At 63.8% G+C, this 22,939-nt stretch carries 20 protein-coding genes, 2 tRNA genes and 1 pseudogene; 11 read left to right on the top strand and 12 right to left on the bottom strand.

The window, feature by feature from the left end; all coding sequences use genetic code 11:
- Nucleotides 1-197 precede the first annotated feature (197 nt).
- Nucleotides 198-274: transfer RNA gene (locus tag AC0ZZU_RS19060), tRNA-Met, on the bottom strand.
- Between the two features lie 186 nt (nt 275-460).
- Between AC0ZZU_RS19060 and AC0ZZU_RS19055 the strand changes: the two genes are divergently transcribed.
- From AC0ZZU_RS19055 to AC0ZZU_RS19040, 4 genes are all read left to right on the top strand, one after another.
- Nucleotides 461-1,678 (top strand): MFS transporter, encoded by a 1,218-nt coding sequence (locus AC0ZZU_RS19055; RefSeq protein WP_476342739.1) that lies wholly within the window; start codon nt 461-463, stop codon nt 1,676-1,678.
- 105 nt (nt 1,679-1,783) lie between these two features.
- The gene (locus AC0ZZU_RS19050; protein ID WP_476342738.1) at nt 1,784-2,389 is read left to right on the top strand and encodes a DNA-3-methyladenine glycosylase family protein; all 606 of its coding nucleotides are present in this window, start codon (nt 1,784-1,786) and stop codon (nt 2,387-2,389) included.
- A 28-nt stretch (nt 2,390-2,417) separates the two neighbouring features.
- A complete protein-coding gene (gene ada, locus AC0ZZU_RS19045; RefSeq protein ID WP_476342737.1) occupies nt 2,418-3,461 on the top strand; it encodes a bifunctional DNA-binding transcriptional regulator/O6-methylguanine-DNA methyltransferase Ada in 1,044 nt (347 codons plus the stop codon).
- A 54-nt stretch (nt 3,462-3,515) separates the two neighbouring features.
- Nucleotides 3,516-5,918 (top strand): DUF3772 domain-containing protein, encoded by a 2,403-nt coding sequence (locus AC0ZZU_RS19040; RefSeq protein WP_476342735.1) that lies wholly within the window; start codon nt 3,516-3,518, stop codon nt 5,916-5,918.
- Nucleotides 5,919-5,998: 80 nt separating this feature from the next.
- Here the strand turns inward: AC0ZZU_RS19040 and AC0ZZU_RS19035 are convergent, their stop codons facing one another.
- From AC0ZZU_RS19035 to AC0ZZU_RS19025, 3 genes are all read right to left on the bottom strand, one after another.
- The gene (locus AC0ZZU_RS19035; RefSeq protein ID WP_476342734.1) at nt 5,999-7,429 is read right to left on the bottom strand and encodes an aldehyde dehydrogenase family protein; all 1,431 of its coding nucleotides are present in this window, start codon (nt 7,427-7,429) and stop codon (nt 5,999-6,001) included.
- Nucleotides 7,430-7,450: 21 nt separating this feature from the next.
- Nucleotides 7,451-8,950 (bottom strand): purine-cytosine permease family protein, encoded by a 1,500-nt coding sequence (locus tag AC0ZZU_RS19030; protein ID WP_476342733.1) that lies wholly within the window; start codon nt 8,948-8,950, stop codon nt 7,451-7,453.
- A gap of 92 nt (nt 8,951-9,042) precedes the next feature.
- Nucleotides 9,043-9,438 (bottom strand): nuclear transport factor 2 family protein, encoded by a 396-nt coding sequence (locus tag AC0ZZU_RS19025; RefSeq protein WP_476342732.1) that lies wholly within the window; start codon nt 9,436-9,438, stop codon nt 9,043-9,045.
- A 444-nt stretch (nt 9,439-9,882) separates the two neighbouring features.
- Here AC0ZZU_RS19025 and AC0ZZU_RS19020 point away from each other — a divergent pair.
- Nucleotides 9,883-10,476 (top strand): annotated as a pseudogene (locus AC0ZZU_RS19020) (MFS transporter); the annotation flags it as partial.
- 79 nt (nt 10,477-10,555) lie between these two features.
- On the opposite strand, the gene ychF reads toward AC0ZZU_RS19020, so the two are convergent.
- The 8 genes from ychF to AC0ZZU_RS18980 form a co-directional block, all read right to left on the bottom strand.
- Entirely contained in the window at nt 10,556-11,656 is a 1,101-nt protein-coding gene (gene ychF, locus AC0ZZU_RS19015; RefSeq protein ID WP_476342731.1) for a redox-regulated ATPase YchF, read from the bottom strand.
- Nucleotides 11,657-11,677: 21 nt separating this feature from the next.
- Entirely contained in the window at nt 11,678-12,262 is a 585-nt protein-coding gene (pth, locus tag AC0ZZU_RS19010) for an aminoacyl-tRNA hydrolase (protein WP_476342730.1), read from the bottom strand.
- Between the two features lie 76 nt (nt 12,263-12,338).
- On the bottom strand, nt 12,339-12,935 hold the full coding sequence (locus AC0ZZU_RS19005; protein ID WP_476342729.1) for a 50S ribosomal protein L25/general stress protein Ctc: 597 nt from the start codon (nt 12,933-12,935) through the stop codon (nt 12,339-12,341).
- 138 nt (nt 12,936-13,073) lie between these two features.
- The gene (locus tag AC0ZZU_RS19000) at nt 13,074-14,015 is read right to left on the bottom strand and encodes a ribose-phosphate pyrophosphokinase (RefSeq protein ID WP_099773531.1); all 942 of its coding nucleotides are present in this window, start codon (nt 14,013-14,015) and stop codon (nt 13,074-13,076) included.
- Between the two features lie 48 nt (nt 14,016-14,063).
- A tRNA-Gln gene (locus AC0ZZU_RS18995) sits at nt 14,064-14,138 on the bottom strand.
- A gap of 35 nt (nt 14,139-14,173) precedes the next feature.
- Nucleotides 14,174-15,025, bottom strand: a complete 852-nt coding sequence (gene ispE, locus AC0ZZU_RS18990) for a 4-(cytidine 5'-diphospho)-2-C-methyl-D-erythritol kinase (RefSeq protein WP_476342728.1) — start codon at nt 15,023-15,025, stop codon at nt 14,174-14,176.
- 3 nt (nt 15,026-15,028) lie between these two features.
- Nucleotides 15,029-15,646, bottom strand: a complete 618-nt coding sequence (gene lolB, locus AC0ZZU_RS18985; RefSeq protein WP_476342727.1) for a lipoprotein insertase outer membrane protein LolB — start codon at nt 15,644-15,646, stop codon at nt 15,029-15,031.
- A gap of 3 nt (nt 15,647-15,649) precedes the next feature.
- Nucleotides 15,650-17,377 (bottom strand): tetratricopeptide repeat protein, encoded by a 1,728-nt coding sequence (locus AC0ZZU_RS18980; RefSeq protein ID WP_476342726.1) that lies wholly within the window; start codon nt 17,375-17,377, stop codon nt 15,650-15,652.
- 170 nt (nt 17,378-17,547) lie between these two features.
- On the opposite strand from AC0ZZU_RS18980, the gene hemA reads away from it, so the two are divergent.
- The 6 genes from hemA (at nt 17,548) to AC0ZZU_RS18950 (ending at nt 22,907) form a co-directional block, all read left to right on the top strand.
- Nucleotides 17,548-18,825 (top strand): glutamyl-tRNA reductase, encoded by a 1,278-nt coding sequence (hemA, locus tag AC0ZZU_RS18975; RefSeq protein ID WP_158460432.1) that lies wholly within the window; start codon nt 17,548-17,550, stop codon nt 18,823-18,825.
- Nucleotides 18,822-19,904, top strand: a complete 1,083-nt coding sequence (prfA, locus tag AC0ZZU_RS18970; RefSeq protein ID WP_476342725.1) for a peptide chain release factor 1 — start codon at nt 18,822-18,824, stop codon at nt 19,902-19,904. The genes hemA and prfA overlap by 4 nt, the downstream gene beginning before the upstream one ends.
- Entirely contained in the window at nt 19,904-20,734 is an 831-nt protein-coding gene (gene prmC / locus AC0ZZU_RS18965; RefSeq protein WP_476342724.1) for a peptide chain release factor N(5)-glutamine methyltransferase, read from the top strand. Before prfA ends, prmC begins: the two co-directional genes overlap by 1 nt.
- A complete protein-coding gene (locus AC0ZZU_RS18960) occupies nt 20,728-21,483 on the top strand; it encodes a molybdopterin-synthase adenylyltransferase MoeB (RefSeq protein WP_476342723.1) in 756 nt (251 codons plus the stop codon). Before prmC ends, AC0ZZU_RS18960 begins: the two co-directional genes overlap by 7 nt.
- Nucleotides 21,476-22,273 (top strand): glutamate racemase, encoded by a 798-nt coding sequence (gene murI / locus AC0ZZU_RS18955; RefSeq protein ID WP_476342722.1) that lies wholly within the window; start codon nt 21,476-21,478, stop codon nt 22,271-22,273. The genes AC0ZZU_RS18960 and murI overlap by 8 nt, the downstream gene beginning before the upstream one ends.
- A gap of 115 nt (nt 22,274-22,388) precedes the next feature.
- Nucleotides 22,389-22,907 carry an acyloxyacyl hydrolase gene (locus AC0ZZU_RS18950; protein WP_476342721.1) on the top strand — a complete coding sequence of 173 codons (519 nt, stop codon included), beginning with the start codon at nt 22,389-22,391 and terminating at the stop codon, nt 22,905-22,907.
- The last annotated feature ends 32 nt before the right edge of the window (nt 22,908-22,939 follow it).

Below are 22,939 nucleotides of genomic sequence, written 5' to 3'. Positions count from 1 at the left end.
GGCGCGCGTGATGACTCATGCGCAGCGCCCTGGTTACCTTGCAGGAGCCAAGGCAGGAGAAAGCGCGGCCAAGGCACATGGGCCTGACCCTGGCCCTCTGAGGCGGCAGAACGAATATGCCAGACACAAGAAAGCCCGCACTAGGCGGGCTTCTTGATATGTTTATGGACTTCAGAAGAAGTCTGTAAACAAGTATTTGGTGGCTACACAGGGACTTGAACCCCGGACCCCAGCATTATGAATGCTATGCTCTAACCAACTGAGCTATGTAGCCAAGTGGCGCGCATTATTAGCTCGAAACGCCTCCCTGTCAACACCTCGATTCAAAAAAATTAACCTACGATCAAACGCTTAGCCCAACCCCCCGGCTCAATGCACGAATAGCCGGTAAAAACAGTGGCTTTGTGTCGAGTTGTTTCTCGATAATTGGATCCCGATACCGCGGACGGATATACCTCCCATGGCCCTCAGCAGTACCCAGACCAGCACGACAGCCAGCGCCACCACGGCCCCGGCCAATCCCTTGGTGATGCGCATCATCGGCTTCTGCGCCTTGGCGCACTTGATCAACGACTTGATCCAGTCGGTACTGCCGGCCATCTATCCGCTACTCAAGGCCAATTACAACCTGAGCTTTGCGCAGATCGGCCTGATCACCCTGACCTTTCAGATCACCGCCTCCCTGCTGCAACCCTGGGTGGGCTTCCATACCGACCGCAAGCCCACACCGAACCTGCTGCCGCTGGGCACGCTCTGCACGCTGGTCGGTATCGTCATGCTGGCATTTGTCGGCAGCTTCCCGATGATCCTGCTGGCCTCGGCGCTGGTGGGGATCGGCTCGTCGACCTTCCACCCCGAAACCTCGCGCATCGCGCGCCTGGCCTCGGGCGGGCGCTTTGGCCTGGCGCAGTCGACTTTCCAGGTGGGCGGCAATGCCGGGTCTGCGTTTGGCCCGCTACTGGCGGCGGCGATCGTGATTCCGTTCGGCCAGGGTAATGTTGCCTGGTTCGGCTTGGCAGGGCTGTTCTTCTTCGGGGTGACCTTGCTGCTGCGCCGCTGGTACAAGGACCACCTCAGCCAGTTCAAGGCCCGCGCCGCTGCCCCGGCCACCCATGGCCTGTCGCGCCAGCGTGTGATGGCGGCATTGGTGGTACTGGGCTTGCTGGTGTTCTCGAAGTATTTCTACATGGCCAGCTTTACCAGCTACTTCACCTTCTACCTGATCGAGAAGTTCGACCTGTCGGTGGCGAGCTCGCAGCTGCACCTGTTCCTGTTCCTGGGCGCAGTCGCCGCGGGCACCTTCTTTGGCGGGCCGATCGGCGACAGGATCGGGCGCAAGGCAGTGATCTGGTTCTCGATCCTGGGCGTCGCCCCTTTCACCCTGGTGCTGCCGTACGCTGACCTGTTCTGGACCAGCGTGCTGAGCGTGGTGATCGGCTTCATCCTGGCCTCGGCATTCTCGGCCATCGTGGTCTATGCACAGGAACTGGTGCCAGGCAGCGTCGGCATGATCGCCGGCATCTTCTTCGGCCTTATGTTCGGCTTCGGCGGCATCGGTGCGGCGCTGCTGGGCTACCTGGCCGACCTGCGCGGCATCGAGTACGTCTACACCCTGTGCTCGTTCCTGCCGTTGTTCGGCCTGCTGGCGGTGCTGCTGCCGTCGACCAGCAAGCGTTGAGCGGCATGCAATCCCAGCTCCATCAGATACCCCGCAAGATTCGGAATTCGGGACGACGGGCGGTCAAGCTAGACTGACCCTGTCCCCACCCAAACGACCACCCCCATGACCCCCCTCGAAGAAGCAACCCGATTCCTCGCCACCCTCGACCCCGACTGGGCGCGTCATATCGCCACGATCGGCCCCTGCCTTCACCAGGCTACGCCAGGCCGCGAGCCTTACGAAGCGCTGGTTCGCGCGATCGCCTACCAGCAACTGCACCCTCGTGCAGGTGACGCGATTCTCGGCCGCATGCTGGCGCTGTTTCCCGAGGTGGATTTCCCTGCACCCGCCCAGCTCCTGGCAAGCACGCCGGAAGTCCTGCGCGCCTGCGGTTTCTCCGCAAACAAGCTGGCGACCATCCAGGGTATCGCCCAGGCGCGTCTGGATGGCGTGGTGCCTGGCAGGGACGAAGCGCTGCTGCTCAGCGACGCGGCATTGATCGAGCGCCTGGTCAGCCTGCGAGGGGTAGGGCGATGGACGGTGGAGATGTTGCTGATCTATAGCCTGGAACGCGGGGATATCCTGCCGGTGGATGACCTTGGCGTACGCGAGGGTTATCGTCGGATGAAGGGGCTGGACAAGGCGCCGACGCCTGCGCAGATGCGCTCGCTGGCGGCAGTATGGAGCCCGCACCGGACGGCAGCTTCGTGGTACCTGTGGCGGGCCTGAGTCCTGCGATCCAATGGCGGAGTACGACATGACATTCATCTCCGATTCTCAGCGATGGCAAGCGGTGCTGACCCGCGACCCCACCGGCATCGGCCATTTCGTATACGCCGTGCGCACGACTGGCATCTACTGTCATCCTGGGTGCAGCGCACGCGCGCCCAAGCGCGAAAACGTCGAGTTCTTCGCCACCCCGGCGCAGGCCCAGGCCGCTGGCTACCGTGCCTGCCTACGTTGCTCCAGAGGCGTCGCGCGGCGCAGCGAGTGGGTAGCGCGTGCCTGCCGCCTGATCGAAGCCAGCGAAGCGTCCTTGAGCCTCAAGCAACTGGGCCAGCACCTGAGCATGAGCCCGTTCCATCTGCAACGCGAGTTCAAGGCGGAAACGGGCCTGACGCCCAAGGCCTACGCTTCGGCCTTCCGTGCGCGCAAGGTACGTGAGCAATTGGGTGATGCCTCTACCTCGGTTACCGAGGCGATCTACGGCGCCGGCTTCAATTCCAACAGCCGCTTCTATGAAAGCGCGGCGGAACGCCTGGGCATGTGCCCACGCGATTTTCGCGATGGCGGCACCGGTGCGACCATCCACTTCGCCATCGGCCAGTGCTCGCTGGGCGCGATCCTGGTGGCGCAGAGCGAGCGCGGCCTGTGCGCGATTCTGCTCGACGACGAACCCGAGCGGCTGTTGGCCGAGCTGCAGGATCAATTCCCCAAGGCCCGCCTGATCGGCGGTGACGCCGGGTTCGAGCGTCTGGTCGCAGAAGTGGTCGGCTTCGTCGAGGCGCCCGCTCTGGGCCTGGACCTGCCGCTGGATGTGCAGGGCACGGCGTTCCAGGAGCGGGTCTGGCGGGCCTTGCGCGAGGTGCCGCCGGGCAGCCGGGTGAGCTATACCGAGATCGCCGAGCGCATCGGCGCACCGGCCGCGGTGCGGGCGGTGGCCAAGGCGTGCGCCGCGAATCGTATCGCGGTGGCGATCCCTTGCCACCGCGTGGTGCGCCGCAATGGCGATCTGAGCGGCTACCGCTGGGGCGTCGAGCGCAAGCGCCAGCTGCTTGATCGTGAAACACCACCTGCCTGATCCGCAGTGACCGGCGTAGAATCCGCCCGTCGCGACATGAAAGAGGAAAATTCGATGAGGCGTGTCAGCCTGAACAGTTTGTGCACGGGGATACTTGCCCTGATGCTATGGGTAGCCTTGCCGGCCTGGTCCGCCCCCGAGGCTCCCGCGCAACGACCGGCGGCCGAGCTGCCGGCGCTCGCCGAGGATGCCACGCTGGACCAGTTGAGCGACCGGCTCGACCTGATCCGCCAAGGCGTGACCAGCAACGCCAACGACGACCTGCTCGCCCAGTTGCGCCAGGGCGCGCTGCAAGTGCAACGCCAGGCCGATACGCTGCTCACGGAGCGTACGACGAATCTTCAGCGGGTCGACGACCAGCTCAACGTACTGGGTCCGGTTCTGCCTGACGAGGCCGACAGCATCAAGCGCCAGCGTCAGCAGCTCACGGCCGAGAAAAAAACCGTCACGGCTCAGGTCCAGCAAGCTACGCAACTCGCGCAGTCGGCGCGTGACCTCGCGGCGCAGATCATCAACCTGCGCCGCAGCCTGTTCAACTCGCAGGTGACCTCGCGCGCGGCCAGCCCGCTGAGCCCGGCGTTCTGGTCCAGCCTGATCCGTCCGACCGATGACGATCTTCGCCGCCTGCGCGAGCTGCGCGATGAGGCGGTCGCCGCCGTGGACAGCGCGATCAGTGCGGGGATACGCGGCTTTTTCATCGGCAGCCTGATCGCTGCCATTCTCGTCTGGACGCTGGGACGCCGCCTGCTCGAGCGCTTCCTGGCATGGGCGGTGCTGCGGTGGCTGCCCGAAGGCCGCTTGCGGCGCAGCGCGCTGGCGCTCGGCGTCGGCCTGGCCACGTTGACCACCATCGGCGGTGCCGTCGCGCTAGTGCGCTGGGGACTGGAAAACAGTGCCGAACTGGGCACTGATATTGCCAGCCTGACCAACCAGATCCTGACCCTCGTGGTGTTCTGTTCCTTCATCGCCGGCCTGGGACGGGCGATGCTGATGCTGGCGCGGCCGTCCTGGCGCCTGCCGGGCATTCCAGACGAAGTGGCTTCTGCGCTGCATTGGTTCGCGCCCGTATTGGGCGGGGCCCTGATGCTGCTGCTCACTCAGGAGCGAATCAACAGCGTGATCGCCAGCAGCCTGGCGCTGACAGTAGCCACCAACGGGCTGACAGCGCTGGTCGTCGCGCTGATCTATGCCGCCGCGCTGATACAGTACCGCCGTATCCGCCGCCAGCACGAGCTCGAGCGCCCGCCGGGACTGGCGGGGTTGATTCCCTTCGTCATCACTGCCTGGGTCGCGGCGATCTTGCTGACCCTGCTGACGGGCTACCTGACCCTCGCGTACTTCCTCACTGGAAAGCTGCTGTGGATCAGCGTCATCGCAACCTGCACCTACCTGCTCGTGGCAGCCTTCGGTGACTTGTGCGAAAGCCTGCTTTCACCCCGTCAACCGGGCGGCCTCGCGCTGGCCTCCGCGCTGGGCCTGGCGCCGCGTCACCAGGCTCAGGCGAGCACCGTGCTGGCGGGCGTGGGCCGTACGGTGCTGCTGTTCACCGCAGCCTTGCTGGCCATTCTGCCGACGGGCACCAGTCCGGGTGAGTTGCTGTTGAGTCTTGGCGAGTGGAACGTCAGCGGCGCCAAGACCCTGGGCAACCTGAACATCGTCCCGCAGGACATCCTGGTGGCGCTGGTGTTGCTGGTCGGAGGCATGTTCGGCCTGCGCGTGCTCAAGCAGTGGCTCAGCGAGCGCCTGTTGCCCGAGACCGAGATGGATGCCGGTATGCGTGCCTCCCTGGTCACCTTGGTCGGCTACCTGGGGTTCCTGTTCCTGGCGATGCTGGTCATGTCGATCCTGCGCATCAACCTCACCAGTCTTACCTGGGTGGTCAGTGCGCTATCGGTCGGTATCGGTTTCGGCTTGCAGGCGATCGTGCAGAACTTCATCTCGGGCCTGATCCTGCTGACCGAGCGTCCGGTGAAGGTGGGCGACTGGGTCAGCCTGGCCGGTGTCGAAGGCGATATCCGCCGGATCAACGTGCGCGCCACCGAGATCCAGATGTCCGACCGCTCCACGGTGATCGTGCCTAACTCGCAGTTCATCTCGCAGAACGTACGCAACGTCACCATGGGCAACGCCCTTGGCGTGGTAGGGATCACCCTGACCTTGCCACTGGAAACCGATCCTTCGCAGGTGCGTGACCTGCTGCTGGAAGCCTACGGCGAGCACGAGGCGATTCTCGATGCGCCGTCGCCGTCGGTGAGTTTCAAGGACCTGACCAGCACTGGCCTGGTGCTCAGCGCCAGCGGCTACGTCGCCGGCCCGCGCGCGGTATCCGGGGCCCGCAGCGACTTGCTGTTCACCATTCTCGAGCGGTTGCGCGAGCGCGGGATTGCCTTGTCGTCGCCGCAGAGCATGGTGTTGTTGCAAGAGCCGGCAGTGAGGGGGCCGGAAAACGCTTCGTAGAACCAGCGGTCGACTGAACCTGTAATGGAATGGTTTTGCCAGTCCATTACAGGGCCGACCGAGGCGGTCGTCAGGCGTGTCTATCCCATACACCGGGTGACGTGCTTCACCGACTGATACCCCGCCAATCCCCACGGCCCCAGCTCTCTGCCTATTCCGCTGCCCTTGGTGCCGCCCCAGGACGTCTCCACGAACACCGCCTGGATCGAGTTGATCCAGACATGCCCGACCTCCAGCGCATCGGCCACGCGTTCAGCCCGCTCGATATCGGCCGAGCACACGGTGGCGACCAGCCCGAAGCGGCTGTCATTGGCCAGGGCAATCGCTTCGGCCTCAGTGGCAAAGCGCCGTGAGCAGAGTACCGGGCCGAAGATTTCCTCGGTCCACAGGCGGCTGTCGGTCGGCACGTCGGCATACAGTGTGGGGCTGACGAACCAGCCTGGCGGAGACAGGTTTTCGCCGCCGGCAAGGCACTGGAGGCCTTCTTCCCGGGCAGTGGCGAAATAGGCCGCAACCTTGAGCCATTGGCCCTGGCTGGTCAGCGGCCCCATGTCCACCTCTTCGGTCAGCGGGTTGCCGACCCGCAGGTTCTCGAACGCCGCCTGCAACCGCGGCAACAGGGCGTCGGCGATGCCTTCCTGGATCAGCAGGCGGGAGGTCGCCGAGCACATCTGTCCAGCGTTCCAGCTGATGCCCGCGACAATCCACTCGACTGCCTGATCCACGTCGCAGTCATCGAACACGATGATCGCGGACTTGCCGCCCAGCTCAAGGGTAACGGGCCGGCACTGGCTCGCAGCGCTGCGCATCACCTGGCTGCCGACGGCGTTGCTGCCGGTGAAGGAGAGCTTGTCCAGGCCGTTGTGGCTGCTCAGCGCCGCGCCGGTCTCGGCCTTGCCATTGACGATGTTCAGCACGCCGGCGGGCAGGCCCACGGCGTCGGCGATCTGTCCGTACGCCTGTTCGGCCAACGGGGTGACTTCGGACGGCTTGAGTACCACGGTGCACCCGGCTGCCAGGGCCGGAGCCAGCTTCCAGGCGCTGGTCACCAGTGGGAAGTTCCACGGCACGATCAGGCCCACGACGCCGACGGGCTCCAGGCGGGTACGGGCCTTGAACCCATCCTGGGCCAGCGGCACGTCAATATTCTTGCCAGGCAGCTGCTCAGCCAGTTCGGCGTAGTAGGCGAAGGTGGCGATGGCATCGTCCAGGTCCACCTCTGCCTCATGCCGTGGCTTGCCGTTGTTGCGCATCTGCAAGCTGATCAACGCCTCGCGGCGCTGACCCAGCTGCTCGGCGAAACCCCGCAGGTAACCCGCGCGTTCGCTGGCAGTGTGGTTTTTCCAGCCCGGCAGCGCATGGCGCGCGGCCGCGACAGCTTGGTCGACCTGCTCGAGGCTGGCGGCGCGCAGCTCGTCGAATGGCTCGCCCAGGGCAGGGTCATGCACGGTGATGCAGTCGGTGCCAGCGCCTTCGACCCAATGGCCGGCGATGTAGTGCGATGAAGTCATGGTCAGGTTCCAGTCAGCGAGTCAGGCGATTCCGGCGGTGCCCACGGGGGCGCTCGCAGTGCATTTCGAGCGCACCCAGCGCGGCCCGCTGGGCCCATACACCGCTGCGGGTTCGGGAAAGAAGTTGAGCAGTGCCAGGTACAGCACGCAGGCCATGCCCAAGGTGACCGGCAGGCTGATGTCGATGCCGCCGGCCATTTCGCCCAGTGGCCCGACGAACTGGCCCGGCAGGTTGACGAAGCACAGGCCAAGCGCCGCGCTGGGAATCCAGGCGCCCATGCCACGCCAGTTCCAGCCATGCTGGAACCAGTAGCGGCCACCCTGCTGGCCACGGGTGAACACCTGCAGGTCATCGGCATGATAGAAACCGCGGCGCGTGATCAGGCCGAGGATCATGATCATCATCCAGGGGCTGGTGCAGGTGATGATGAGCACGGCGAATGTCGACACGCTCTGCACCAGGTTGAAAGTGAAGCGGCCGATGAAGATGAAGGCGATGGCCGCCACCCCGATCAGCACGGTGGCTGCGGCGCGGCTCAGCACGCGTGGGAACACGCTGGACATGTCCAGCCCGGTGCCGTACAGCGCCGTGGTGCCGGTGGACATGCCGCCGATCACGGCAATCAGGCATACCGGCAAGAAGAACCAGGCTGGCGAGATGGCCAGCAGGCCGCCGACATAGTTGTTGGTCTCGATGTATTGCGGCGCCTGTGACGCCACCAGCGTGGCCGTGCACAGGCCGAAGAAGAACGGGATCAGTGTACCGGCCTGGGACGCGATCACCGCCAGCATGATCCGCGACTTCGCGGTGTGCCGTGGAATGTAGCGGGACCAGTCGCCTAGAAAGGCTCCAAACGACACGGGGTTGCTCATGGCCAGGATCGCCGAGCCGACAAAAGCCGCCCAGAAACCCGGCTGTCCAAGGTTCACGCTGCCGGCATAGCCCGCATCGAACGGCCCCGCGAAGGCGGCGATACCCAGCAGGAACAGCAGGCTCGACGCCCAGACCGCAATCTTGTTCACCCACAGCATGAAGCGGAAGCCATAGATGCAGACGATCAGCACCAGCACCGCGAACAGCCCATAGGCCAGGCCCAGTGTCAGGTCGGTTTCCGGGAGACCGGCGAGCCGCTTGGCGCCGCCGACCAGCGCATCACCGGAACTCCACACTGACAGCGAGAAGAACGCCACCGCCGTCAGCAGCGACAGGAACGAGCCGACAATGCGCCCGTGCACCCCGAAGTGTGCCCCGGAAGACACCGCATTGTTGGTGCCGTTGAGCGCACCGAACAGTCCCATGGGCGCGAGAATCAAGGCGCCGACGCTGACGCCCAGGATGATCGCCCACAGGCCCGCCTCGAAAGACAGCCCGAAGAGCACGGGGAAACTGCCGAGCACCGCGGTAGCAAAGGTATTGGCGCCGCCGAAGATCAGGCGGAACAGGTCGGTGGGCGAGGCGTCGCGTTGGTGGTCGGGTATCTGCTCGACACCGTTGGTTTCGATACCGGTCGATTGGCTCATCGTAAGGCTCCAGCGCTGTTGTAGTGGGCGAGCGCAGTAGCGCGGGCCCTTTTTATGGGTGCGATGGCAGAGCGGCAATGCCGCGAAGAATGTCAGGCCGGGGAGGCTACCGAAAGGTGTTCGTGGCACGCCAGCCAGCGTTCGCCGTGCAGCCGGAAGACGATGCTCTCGCGCTCCTGCAACAGATGCTCGGTGCCGCCTTGGCGGATATGGGTCGCCACATCGTGCATGAAGATCGCCACCTCGCCTTGCAGGCTCACGCAGGCATTGCTCGACTGGCAGCCGAGCACGGCAAAGCCCTCGTCCTGCCACTGCTGCCAGAGGTCCTGGTAGGCGCTGCGCGAGAGCAACGGTTGCGGCAAGGTGTGGAAAAAGAAGCTGGCGTCTTCACTGAAACAGTCGAAGTAGCGCGTGGTGTCATTGCTGGCGAAGGCATCCACGAGGTCGGCGGCGGCTTGCCGAACCTGGGCTTGGAGGATCTGGTCCATGGGGCTCACGATTATTGTGATTGTCGTGGGGCCGATTCTGGTGAGCGGCGCCGCCGGGAAAAATCCCCAGCGGCAAATAATCAGTTCAGGAATTTGTGAACCAATGCGACCATTCCAGAACAAAGGGCGTGAGTGCTGTATCGTCCTGCCCAACAGTATCCACGGGCGCTGACAGCAGTTGGTCCGCAGGAGTCGTGACAGTCGGGACCTGTTTCAGATCGCGAAGTGCGCTTCAATCGCCGGGGTGAAATGCGTGCAGTTGATGCGTGCGTAGCGCCGGTAGTCGCGCGTCACCGAAAACGCAGAGCCTGGCATCACGCCGCCTTCGTTGCGCTGGCCGGGTTGTCCTTGCTGATCGCGGTCTGCCTGCCTGAGGCCCCGGCGGTGTCTGTCAAGACGCGTGCACCCGAAGGCGAAGCCAAGACCAGGGTCATGACCCCCGTCGTTACACTCGCCATGGCGATCGCGGCCATGGGCTACGGCATCATGAACCTGCTGATGATCCAGGCGTCGCTGCACATGGGGCACCGCCATGAGGATTTCTCCGATATGCGCCTGGCTATCCAATGGCATGTAATCGCCATGTTCGCTCCCTCGTTTTTCACCGGCGCGATCATTGGCAAGTTCGGAGTCAAGACCACGCTCCACGCCGGCCTGCTTCTGCTTGCCACCTGCGCCGCCATCAACATGGCTTCCCACAGCTACGCGATGATGAGCCTGTCGCTGATCGTGCTCGGGCTCGGCTGGAACCTCACCTACGTAGGCGGCGCCGCGCTGCTGGCCCAGGCACTTGAAGGCAACCCCGAGGCCTTCGGAATGCAGGGCAGGAATGACCTGGCCATCGCGGTATGCGCGACGATCGGGGCGTTTACGCCCTCGTTGCTGCTGAGCAGCATTGGATGGGTAGGAAGCAATGGACTTGGCATGGTGCTGGTGGGGGTGCTTATGGTGGCCACGGCCACCGTCATCAAACCGGGCAGAGGGGGTACAGCACATGAATCCTGCTCACCCTCCATCCGTGGTGCCAAAGAGGGCTAGCGAACGGGCTGTAGAAACCGACACAGCAAAAGACCGCGGCAAGCCGCGGTCTTTTTGTTGAAGCAGTTTTACGTCGGCATCAGACGTTGAAGCGGAAGTGCATCACGTCGCCGTCCTTGACGATGTAGTCCTTGCCTTCCAAACGCCACTTGCCAGCCTCTTTCGCGCCGCCTTCACCGTTGTACTGGATGAAGTCGTCATAGGCGACCACTTCAGCGCGGATGAAGCCTTTCTCGAAGTCCGTGTGGATCACGCCAGCGGCCTGTGGGGCGGTGGCGCCGATGCGCACGGTCCAGGCGCGGACTTCCTGGACGCCTGCGGTGAAGTAGGTCTGCAGGTTGAGCAGGCCGTAACCGGCACGGATGACGCGGTTCAGGCCAGGCTCTTCGAGGCCGAGGGCTTCGAGGAACATGTCTTTTTCTTCGCCTTCATCGAGCTCGGCGATCTCGGCTTCGATCTTGTTGCACACCGGTACCACGACCGCGCCTTCTTCCTCGGCAATGGCCTTGACCACGTCGAGCAGCGGGTTGTTCTCGAAGCCGTCCTCGGCCACGTTGGCGATGTACATGACCGGCTTGCTGGTCAGCAGGTGGAAGCCGCGGACCACGGCCTTCTCATCGGCGCCCATGTCTTTCATCAGGCTGCGCGCAGGCTTGCCTTCGGTGAAGTGGGGGATGAGTTTCTCGAGAATCGCTTTTTGCGCCAGGGCGTCCTTGTCACCGCCCTTGGCGTTGCGGGTGACCTTCTGCAATTGCTTTTCGCAGCTGTCGAGGTCGGCGAAGATCAGCTCGAGGTCGATGATCTCGATGTCACGCTTGGGGTCGACGCTGTTGGAAACGTGGATCACGTTCTCGTCTTCGAAGCAGCGCACCACGTGGGCGATGGCATCGGTCTCGCGGATGTTGGCGAGGAACTTGTTGCCCAGGCCTTCACCCTTGGAGGCACCGGCAACCAGGCCGGCGATGTCGACGAACTCCATGGTGGTCGGCAGCACGCGGTTCGGCTTGACGATGGCCGCGAGTGCGTCGAGGCGCGCGTCGGGCATCGGCACGATGCCGCTGTTCGGCTCGATGGTGCAGAAGGGGAAGTTCTCAGCTGCGATACCGGACTTGGTCAGCGCGTTGAACAGGGTGGACTTGCCGACGTTTGGCAGGCCGACGATGCCGCAATTGAAACCCATGGGAATTCCCCTCTTGAGAGATCAGGCCTTCTGGCTGTGCAGTTCGCGCATCGCCTTGGCGAAGTCGCCAGCGAGGACATCGGGCAGCACGCCGAGGGCAAAGTCGATGCTGGCGTCGAGCTTGTCCTGCTCGGCACGCGGTGCGCGGCCCAGGACGAAGTTGGAGACCAGCTTGGCATCCCCTGGGTGGCCGATGCCGAGCCGCAGGCGATGGAAGTCGTTCTGGTTGCCGAGCTGCGCGATGATGTCGCGCAGGCCGTTGTGCCCACCATGGCCGCCGCCGCGCTTGAGCTTGGCAACGCCGGGAGGCAGGTCGAGTTCGTCGTGTGCCACCAGGATGCCCGCAGGCGGAATCCGGAAGAAATTGGCCAATGCCGCCACGGACTGGCCGCTGCGGTTCATGTAGGTGGTGGGGATCAGCAAGCGAACATCGTTGCCCTGATGGCTGAATTTAGCCGTCAGGCCGAAATACTTGCGGTCAGCGGTCAGTGAAACACGCTGGGCGCTGGCAATGCGTTCAACGAAAAGAGCCCCTGCGTTATGCCGGGTCTGTTCGTATTCGGGGCCGGGATTTCCCAGGCCGACGATCAACTGGATGGCGGTCACGTAGGGGCTCTTCCTTGGAGTTGGTGGGTTACGGTGCGCGGCACTGTAACCCGATCAACACCGGCGCGCGAGTGGATTACTCGGCAGCGCCTTCTTCAGCTTCTGGAGCAACGCGCGGTGCGTGGACGTTGGCAACAGCCTTGTCATCACCGTGGGCCAGGGCTACGAACTCGACGCCTTTCGGAGCCTTGAGGTCCGACAGGTGGATGATGGTGCCGATGTCGGCATTGCCCAGGTCGACTTCGATGAACTCTGGCAGGTCCTTGGCTTCGCAGGAAACTTCGATCTCGGCCACTACGTGGGAGATTTCGCCGCCTTTCTTGACCGGTGCTTCTTCGTTGATGAAGTGCACTGGAACGATGGCGGTCAGCTTCTGGCCAGCAACGACGCGGATGAAGTCAGCGTGCATGATGAACTGCTTGGCAGGGTGGCGCTGCATGGCCTTGACGATGACGTTCTGCTTGACGCCGTCAACGTTCAGCTCGATCACGTGGCTGTAGGCAGCTTCGTTTTCGAACAGCTTGGCGATTTCCTTGGCCACGATGGTCAGGGACTGGGCTTCTTTATCGCCACCGTATACCACGGCAGGGATGCTCAGAGCGTGACGCAGGCGGCGGCTCGCACCTTTCCCCAGGTCAGTACGCGCTTGTGCGTTCAGGATGAAATCGGTCATTTTGCTTCTCCAAAATAGCCAGCCCCGAGTGGCACTTGCGACCAGCGCCAACGCGGGGTGGGCAAAAAAGCCCCGCCCCAACGGAAGTGTTGGGGCGGGGCGCTTTTCATCAACGGGTGTTTCGCGTGGGCAGGGCCCTTAGCGGAACATCGCGCTGATCGATTCTTCATTGCTGATGCGGCGTACCGCCTCGGCAACGACCGGTGCGATATCCAGTTGACGGATACGGTCACAGGCTTGTGCTGCAGCGGACAGCGGGATGGTGTTGGTCACCACCAGCTCGTCCAGCACGGATTTCTCGATGTTCTCGATCGCCCGACCCGAGAGGACAGGGTGCGTGCAGTAGGCATAGACCTTGGCAGCGCCGTGTTCTTTCAGGGCCTTGGCCGCATGGCACAAGGTGCCGGCGGTGTCGACCATGTCGTCTACCAGGATGCAAGTGCGTCCTTCGACGTCGCCGATGATGTGCATCACTTCGGAGTGATTGGCCTTTTCACGGCGTTTGTCGATGATACCCAGATCAACACCCAGGGACTTGGCAACGGCACGTGCACGCACGACGCCACCGATGTCCGGGGAGACGATCATGAGGTTCTCGAAACGCTGGTCCTCGATATCATCGACCAGAACGGGCGAGCCGTAGATGTTGTCGACTGGAATATCGAAGAAACCCTGGATCTGGTCAGCGTGCAGGTCGACTGTGAGTACACGGTCGATACCTACGACAGTGAGCATGTCAGCGACGACTTTGGCGCTGATGGCTACACGTGCCGAACGCGGACGGCGGTCCTGGCGGGCATATCCGAAGTAGGGAATCACGGCGGTGATTCGGGAGGCTGAGGAGCGGCGGAAGGCGTCGGCCATCACTACCAGTTCCATCAGGTTATCGTTGGTTGGCGCGCAGGTCGGCTGAATGATAAATACGTCTTTACCGCGGACGTTTTCATTAATCTCAGTACTGATTTCGCCGTCGGAGAATTTGCCGACAGAAACATCACCTAGTGGGATATGCAGCTGACGTACGACACGCCGAGCCAGATCGGGGTTAGCGTTCCCCGTGAAGACCATCATCTTGGACACGCGCAGTACCTGAAGGCTGAGGGTATACCTGGATGAGTATAAGGAAAATGGCAGGGGCGGCTGGATTCGAACCAACGCATGGCAGGATCAAAACCTGCTGCCTTACCGCTTGGCGACGCCCCTGTATCTGTTGCTTTCGAGTACCTGATACTCGATTCCTAGAGCAGATTTTGCAGCTTGCGGTGCAACATCGAAACGTTGCTTCCTTTTGCCACAAACCCTGTTTGGGTCTCTGAAAGAAGGGCCAGAACTTTATCAGCTTCAGCTTTGCTTGGGAAGGCCCCAAACACACAACTTCCAGTTCCGGTTAGCCTTGCATTTGTGAACTTGCTTAGCAAATTCAACGAGTTACGTACTTCTGGGTAACTCTGCTCAACGACCGGTTGGCAGTCATTACGACTGTTTCCCTTGGGAACGGGGCGCATCTTAAGGGGCAAGGAATCACGTGTCAACAGTGGATGCGAAAAAATTTCTGCTGTACTTACAGCGACTTGCGGGACCAGCACCACGTACCACGGTTCCTCGGGGTCGACGGGGGTGAGCTGCTCGCCGACGCCTTCGGCAAATGCGGCGTGGCCGCGGACGAACACGGGTACGTCCGCGCCGAGGGTAAGGCCCAGCTCGGCGAGCTGGTCGACCGTGCAGTCGACTTGCCAAAGATGCGCCAGGCCCAGCAGCGTGGTTGCAGCGTCCGAGCTGCCCCCGCCGATGCCGCCGCCCATGGGCAGGACCTTTTGCAACCAGATGTCGGCGCCCAGCCTGCAGCCGGTCAATTGCTGCAGCTGGCGGGCCGCCCGGACGATCAGGTTGCTGTCATGAGGTACGGAGTCGATGGCGTCGTGCAGGCGGATTTCGCCGTCCTGACGCACCGCGAAGCCCAGCTCATCGGCGTGATCGAGAAACTGGAAGACGGTTTCGAGCAGGTGGTAGCCGTCCGCACGGCGCCCCAGGATGTGCAGCCAGAGGTTGAGCTTGGCCGGAGCGGGCAGTATCAGGGTGGCATGCTGCATGGATCAGTGGCCCAGCTGGCGCGGCTGCCAGTCCTTGACCACCAGGGTCACGTCGAGGTCCTGGCCATGCAGCTTCATGCGTTCTGGCAGCCAGTAGCCGTTCTGCTCGGCATAGCTCAGGTACTCGACCTTCCAACCATCCTGGGCAAGGCTGGCCAGGCGGCTGTCGCCGTCGAGGGTCAGCTGGCTCTTGCTGTCGGGGGCGGGCAGGCCACGTACCCACCACACCAGATGAGACACCGGCAGACGCCATCCGAGTTGTTCTTCGAGCAGCGTTTCCGGGCTTTCGGCTTCATAGCGGCCCTGGTTGGCCACTTCCAGCACCACGCCGCCGGGGCGGCCGGTCAGGCGTGCGGCACCGCGGCCGAGCGGGCCGGCCAGGCGGATGTCGTAGTAGTCCTGGCGCTGCAGCCAGAACAGCGTGCCGCTGCCCGAATCGCGTGGGGCGCGGATGCCGACCTTGCCGTTGATCTGCCAGCCATCGAGGCTGCTCAGCTGCTGCTTGTGTTCACGCCACTGCTGCGGGTTGCCCTGGCCTTGCAGGGCCTCGCGGGAACCGAAGCCGGCACAGCCGGCCAGCAGGGCGATCAGGGTAAAGGTAATGCAATGGCGCATGAACATGGTCTAGAGGGTCTCGGATCCGGTCAGGCGCAGGACGGTCTTGCGCAGGATAGGGCTGTCGGGCTGGGTCTCGAAGGCCTTGGCCCAGACCTGACGCGCTTCGCGGCGCTTGCCATTGGCCCAGAGCACTTCGCCCAGGTGAGCGGCGACTTCGTGGTCGGGATAGCGATCCATTGCCAGGCGCAGCAAGCGCTCGGCCTCGTCGAGATTGCCCAGGCGATAGTTGATCCAGCCCAGGCTGTCGAGCACGGCCGGGTCGTCCGGGTTGATCTGGTGTGCCTTGTCGATCAGCGCCTTGGCTTCAGCCAGGCGGCTGGTGCGGTCGGCCAGGGTGTAGCCCAGGGCGTTGAGCGCCATGGCGTTTTCCGGCTCGCGGGTGATGATGGCACGCAGGTCTTTTTCCATCTGCGGCAGGTCGTCACGCTTTTCGGCCAGCATGGCGCGGGTATAGAGCAGGTTCAGGTCATCAGGGTAACGCTGGATGGCCTGTTGCAATACCTGGTCGGCCTGCGCCTGCTTGCCGTTGTTGCCCAGGCTTTCGGCTTCGATCAGGTACAGCTGGATGGCGTAGTCGGGCTGAGCCTCGCGAGCCTCCGCCAGCAGCCGGGACGCCTCGGCACTGCGGCCGTTGGCAATGAGAATGTCGGACTGGCGCAGCAGTGCCGGCAGATAGTCGGTGCCAGGACCGACCAGCGCATATTCGCGCAGCGCGCCCTCGGGGTCGTTGCGCTCTTCGCGGATGCGGCCAAGGTTGAGGTGCGCAGCGTCGACATTGCTGTCGCGCTCGACCAGTTCCTGCAGATAGCCCTCGGCTTCTTCCCACTCCTTGTTCTCAAGGCTCACCAACGCCAGCGAATAGCGCAGCTCGTCGTCCTCCGGATATTGCTGGACCAGGCTCACGAACTCGGCCTTGGCGTCAGCCAGGCGGTCCTGCTCGACCAGCATGCGCGCATAGGTCAGGCGCAGGCGCTTGTCGTCGGGGTTCTCGCTGATGGCCTTGCGCAGCAGGGGCAGGGCCTCGGGGCCGCGGTCGACGGCCTGCAGCAGGCGAGCGCGCAGCAGGATCGGGGCGATCTCGCCTTCCTGCGGCGGATGCTCCTCGAGCAGGTCGAGCGCGGCCTGGGCGTTGCCGTCCTGTTGCAGCAGCAGGGCCTTGCCGAACACCAGCTGGCCGTTGTCGGGATATTTGACCAGCAGGCGGTCGAAGCTCTGCTGCAGGCCGTCGCGGGTCGACTGGTCGGTGTCGGCGGCCGACAGGGCAAGGAAGTCGAAGTGCGTATCGCCCTGGCCCTGGAGCACCTTCTCCATGTAGGTCATGGAGTCGTCGTAGCGACCGGCGCGGGCCAGCTGGATGGCGGCGGCGCGTTGTGCATCGAGGTTTTTCGCATCGTTGCGCGCCCAGATGAGCGCGGTGTCCAGCGCAGGTTCGTCGGCACCCAGGTATTCGGCAATGCGGTAGGCCCGCTCGGAGACGCCCGGATCCTGGGTCTTCACGGCCTGGTCGACGTAGTTTTGCAGGGCGATGTCGAAGCGATTGCGCTGGCCCGCCAGCTCCGCCGTCAGCAGGCTATAGAGCGTCTCCTGGCTGAACGAGCCATACACCACGGGCGCCACCGGTTCTGCCGGGGTGACGTCGGCGGCCGGGGCTGCTGTTTCCTGGCTCTGTGGGGCCAGGCTCTGGCAGCCCTGGAGCAAGGCGAGGGCGAGCAGCAATGCGTAGGATCTATTCATAAATGGGGGCTTTGAACGGCTAACCGGCGGTCGGAACATCATGACACAAGCACAGGGGCAAAACCCACCTGCGATGGACTCGGTATATTAGGACAATAGCGAACGGTGGTTGTTCTGAATCCTGCGAAGTAGGACAATTATCGGCTTCACGTCACAACCAGCGACCTTGCATGGCCTTTCTTGCCCTCGGTATCAACCATAAGACTGCCTCGGTAGACGTACGCGAGCGCGTGGCGTTTACGCCAGAGCAGCTGGTAGATGCCCTGCAGCAGCTGTGTCGGCTGACCGCCAGCCGCGAGGCGGCGATCCTTTCGACCTGCAACCGCAGCGAGCTCTATATAGAGCAGGACCACCTGGCGGCCGACAGCGTGCTGCGCTGGCTGGCCGAATATCATCAGCTGAGCCTCGAGGAGTTGCGCGCCTGCGCCTACGTCCATGAAGAGCACGACGCCGTGCGTCACATGATGCGGGTTGCCTCCGGTCTCGACTCGCTGGTGCTGGGCGAGCCGCAGATTCTCGGCCAGATGAAATCGGCCTACGCCGTGGCACGCGAGGCCGGCACCGTCGGACCCCTGCTCGGGCGCCTGTTCCAGGCCACCTTCAGCGCCGCCAAACAGGTGCGCACCGATACCGCCATCGGCGAGAACCCGGTATCGGTGGCGTTTGCGGCGGTCAGCCTGGCCAAGCAGATCTTCAGCGACCTGGGGCGCAGCCAGGCGCTGCTGATCGGCGCGGGCGAAACCATCACGCTGGTCGCCCGGCACCTGCACGAGCAGGGTGTGCGCCGCATCGTCGTGGCCAACCGCACGCTGGAGCGCGCGAGTATCCTGGCCGAGCAGTTCGGCGCCCACGCCGTGTTGCTGGCCGACATTCCCCAGGAGCTCGCCAACAGCGATATCGTCATCAGTTCCACTGCCAGCCAGTTGCCGATCCTGGGCAAGGGGGCCGTGGAAAGCGCGCTCAAGCAGCGCCGGCACAAGCCGATCTTCATGGTCGACATTGCCGTGCCGCGCGATATCGAGGCGCAGGTCGGTGAGCTGGACGACGTCTATCTGTACACCGTCGACGATCTTCACGACGTGGTCGCGGAAAACCTCAAGAGCCGCCAGGGCGCGGCCCAGGCCGCCGAGGAGCTGGTGTCGGTTGGCGCCGAGGATTTCATGGTGCGCCTGCGCGAGCTGGCGGCGGTGGATGTGCTCAAGGCCTACCGCCAGCAGAGCGAGCGCCTGCGCGACGAAGAACTGAACAAAGCCCAACGCCTGCTGGCCAACGGCGCCAATCCCGAAGAGGTATTGGCGCAACTGGCGCGCGGGCTGACCAACAAGCTTCTGCACGCCCCCAGCGTGCAGTTGAAAAAGCTCTCAGCCGAAGGCCGCCTCGATGCATTGGCCATGGCTCAGGAACTCTTTGCCCTCAATGAGGGTTCGACGGATAAAACCCCGCAATGAAAGCGTCGCTGCTCAATAAACTGGACACGATCCAGGACCGCTTCGAGGAACTGACCGCCCTGTTGGGTGATGCCGAGGTCATCAGCGACCAGACGCGTTTTCGCGCCTATTCGCGCGAGTACGCCGAAGTCGAGCCGGTGAACGCCGCCTATCAGGCCTGGCGCAAGGTGCAGGATGATCTCGAGGGTGCCCAGGCGTTGCTCAAGGATGCCGACCCCGACCTGCGCGAGATGGCCGTCGAGGAAGTGCGCGACGCCAAGGAGCAGCTGGTCGTGCTCGAATCGCAGCTGCAGCGCATGCTGTTGCCCAAGGACCCGAACGACGGGCGCAACGTGTTCCTGGAAATCCGCGCCGGTACCGGCGGTGACGAGGCGGCGATTTTCTCGGGCGACCTGTTCCGGATGTATTCGCGCTATGCCGAGCGCCGAGGATGGCGGCTGGAGATCCTCTCGGAGAACGAGGGCGAGCACGGCGGCTACAAGGAAATCATCGCCCGGGTAGAAGGCGACAGCGTGTACGGCAAGCTCAAGTTCGAGTCTGGCGCGCACCGTGTGCAGCGGGTGCCCGAGACCGAATCCCAGGGCCGTATCCACACCTCGGCCTGCACCGTGGCGGTGCTGCCCGAGCCGGACGAGCACGTGGCGATCGAGATCAATCCGGCCGACCTGCGCGTCGACACCTACCGCGCTTCCGGCGCGGGTGGACAGCACATCAACAAGACCGACTCGGCCGTGCGCATCACCCACTTGCCCACCGGGATCGTGGCGGAGTGCCAGGAAGAGCGTTCGCAGCACAAGAACCGTGCCCGTGCCATGCAGTGGCTGTCGGCCAAGCTCAACGACATCCAGACCAGCGCGGCGCAAAACGCCATTGCCACCGAGCGCAAGCTGCTGGTCGGCTCGGGTGACCGCTCCGAGCGTATCCGCACCTATAACTATCCACAGGGGCGGGTGACCGATCACCGCATCAACCTGACCCTGTATTCCCTCGACGAGGTTCTGGCCGGCGGTGTCGACGCCGTGATCGAGCCGCTGCTGGCCGAGTACCAGGCCGACCAACTTGCCGCCCTGGGGGATTGATGACCATCATCGCCAGCCTGCTGCGCGGCGCGCAGCTGCCGGATTCACCCACCGAGCGCCTTGACGCCGAATTGCTCCTCGCCGCTGCCATCGGCAAGTCGCGCAGCTACCTGCACACCTGGCCCGAGCGTATCGTCAGCAGCGAAGCGGCACAGACCTTCGCCGACTACCTGGCACGACGCCGTGGCGGCGAGCCGGTGGCGTATATCCTCGGGCAGCAGGGGTTCTGGAAGCTCGACCTGGAGGTCGCGCCGCACACCCTGATTCCTCGCCCCGACACCGAGCTGCTGGTCGAGACCGCGCTCGAGCTGGTGCCGGCCAGCCCCGCGCACGTTCTCGACCTGGGCACTGGGACTGGTGCTATTGCGCTGGCCCTGGCGAGCGAATGCCCGGCATGGCAGGTGACCGCTGTCGACCGTATCGAAGAGGCCGTGGCCCTGGCCGAGCGCAATCGCCAGCGCCTGCGCCTGGAAAACGTTCAGGTGCGGTCCAGCCATTGGTTCGACAGCCTTGCGGGCCAGTACTTCGACCTGATCCTCAGCAACCCTCCGTACATTGCAGCCCAAGACCCGCACCTGGCAGTCGGCGACGTGCGTTTCGAGCCGAGCAGCGCGCTGGTAGCGGGCAGCGATGGCCTGGACGACCTGCGCACGATCATCGCCCAGGCTCCGGCGCATCTGCTGCCTGGCGGCTGGCTGCTGCTCGAGCATGGTTTCGACCAGGCCGCGGCGGTTCGGGCCCTGCTCAGCGATCGTGGCTTTGCCGATGTGTCCAGCCGTCGCGACCTTGGCGGGCATGAACGCATCAGCCTTGGACGCCTGCCATGCTGAGCGACCTGGAGCTGTTGCGCTATAGCCGGCAGATCCTGTTGGCGCAGGTAGACATCGACGGCCAGCTGAAACTCAAGCAAAGCCGGGTGCTGATCGTCGGTCTTGGTGGCCTGGGGTCGCCAGTGGCGCTGTACCTGGCCGCGGCTGGGGTAGGCGAGCTGCATCTGGCGGACTTCGATACGGTCGACCTCACCAACCTGCAGCGCCAGGTCATCCACGACAGCACCAGTGTCGGCATGAGCAAGGTCGACTCGGCCCTGGAGCGTCTGAGCGTGATCAATCCCGAGATCACGCTTGTCCCGCACCGTCAGGCGCTGGACCAGGACTCCCTGGCCGCCGCAGTGTCGTCGGTAGACCTGGTGCTCGATTGCTCCGACAACTTCGGCACCCGCGAGGCGGTCAATGCAGCTTGCGTCGCGGCTGGCCGTCCGCTGGTCAGTGGCGCGGCGATCCGTCTCGAAGGGCAACTCTCGGTATTCGACCCGCGCCAGCCCGGCAGCCCGTGCTATCACTGCCTGTACGGGCACGGCAGCGAGGCCGAGCTGACCTGCAGCGAAGCGGGGGTGATCGGGCCTCTGGTCGGCCTGGTGGGCAGCCTGCAGGCGCTAGAAGCCCTGAAATTGCTGGTCGGATTTGGCGAGCCCTTGGTGGGGCGCCTGTTGTTGATCGATGCGCTGGGCACGCGCATGCGTGAGCTGCGGGTCAAGCGTGATCCGGCCTGCGCTGTCTGCGGCGCGCAGCATGGCTGAGCGCTCGGCGCCGGTCGGCGTGATGGATTCAGGCGTCGGCGGTCTGTCGGTACTGCGCGAAATCCACCACCTGCTGCCCTATGAATCCCTGCTCTATGTGGCCGATTGCGGTCATGTGCCCTATGGCGAAAAATCCGCCGACCATATCCGCCAGCGCTGCCGGTGGATTGCCGAATTCTTCCATGCCCAGGGTGCCAAGGCCATGGTCCTGGCCTGCAATACCGCGACGGTGGCCGCGGTCGCCGATCTGCGCGAACGCTATCCCGATTGGCCATTGGTGGGCATGGAGCCTGCCGTCAAACCTGCTGCGGCGGCGACCCGCTCCGGCGTGGTGGGGGTGCTGGCCACCACCGGCACCCTGCAAAGCGCGAAGTTCGCCGCGTTGCTCGACCGCTTCGCCAGCGATGTACGGGTGGTGACCCAGCCCTGTCCTGGGCTGGTGGAGTGCATCGAGCAAGGAGATCTGGGCAGTCCTGCGCTTCGCCAGTTGCTGCAAGGCTATGTGCAGCCCCTGCTGGCCGCCCGTTGCGACACCCTGATCCTGGGCTGCACCCACTATCCCTTCCTGCGCCCGTTGCTGGCCGAGATGGTTCCGGCCGACGTGGCGATCATCGACACCGGCGCTGCGGTAGCGCGCCAGCTGCAACGGCTGCTGCGCGAGCGCGAGTTGCTGGCAGCCGGTCCGGCGCGGGAGGCCCAGTTCTGGACCAGCGCCAGTCCTGAGCAGTTAAAGAAAATCCTGCCGCTGCTGTGGCAGCAGTCAGACAGCGTGAACAGCTTTCCAATGTAAAAAAAATGTGAAAAAGCGGCGCCCCGAGCTGAACTATCGTGCCACTGCTGATTTCTACTCCCCTGTCTGAAGAGTCAGAAAAACAAACAACAGCATTGGAAAAAGGACGTTTCTCATGAAGAAACTGCTTTGCTTGGCGGCAGCTGCCGTCGTTACCCTGGGGCAGACTTTTACCGCGCAGGCGGCAGATGTATCGTTGTCGGTGGGGCAGACCGGCGATTCGACGATGGTCTACCGGCTGGGCCTGCAATCGAATTGGGATAAGAGCTGGTGGCAGACCAGTGTCGGCCGGCTGACCGGCTACTGGGATGGCGCTTACACTTACTGGGACGGCGACGAGACGGCCAGCAATCACAGCCTGTCGTTCGCACCGGTGTTCGTCTACGAGTTCGCCGGTGAGTCGGTCAAGCCTTACATCGAGGCGGGCATCGGCGTAGCGGCGTTTTCCAGCACTGAAGTCGAGAGCAACCAGCTGGGTTCCTCCTTCCAGTTCGAGGACCGTATCGGATTCGGCCTGCGCTTCGCTGGCGGGCAAGAGGTAGGTATCCGGGCGATCCACTACTCCAATGCGGGCATTACTTCGACCAACGATGGCGTCGAGAGCTATAGCCTGCACTACCGCATGCCCCTCTGAGAGAAGTGGCTGCCCCTTCATCGGGGCAGCCA

Source organism: Pseudomonas sp. JE3303, from assembly GCF_056312565.1.
The sequence above is the reverse complement of the archived record's forward strand: the minus strand, read 5'-3'. Positions and strand labels throughout refer to the sequence as shown.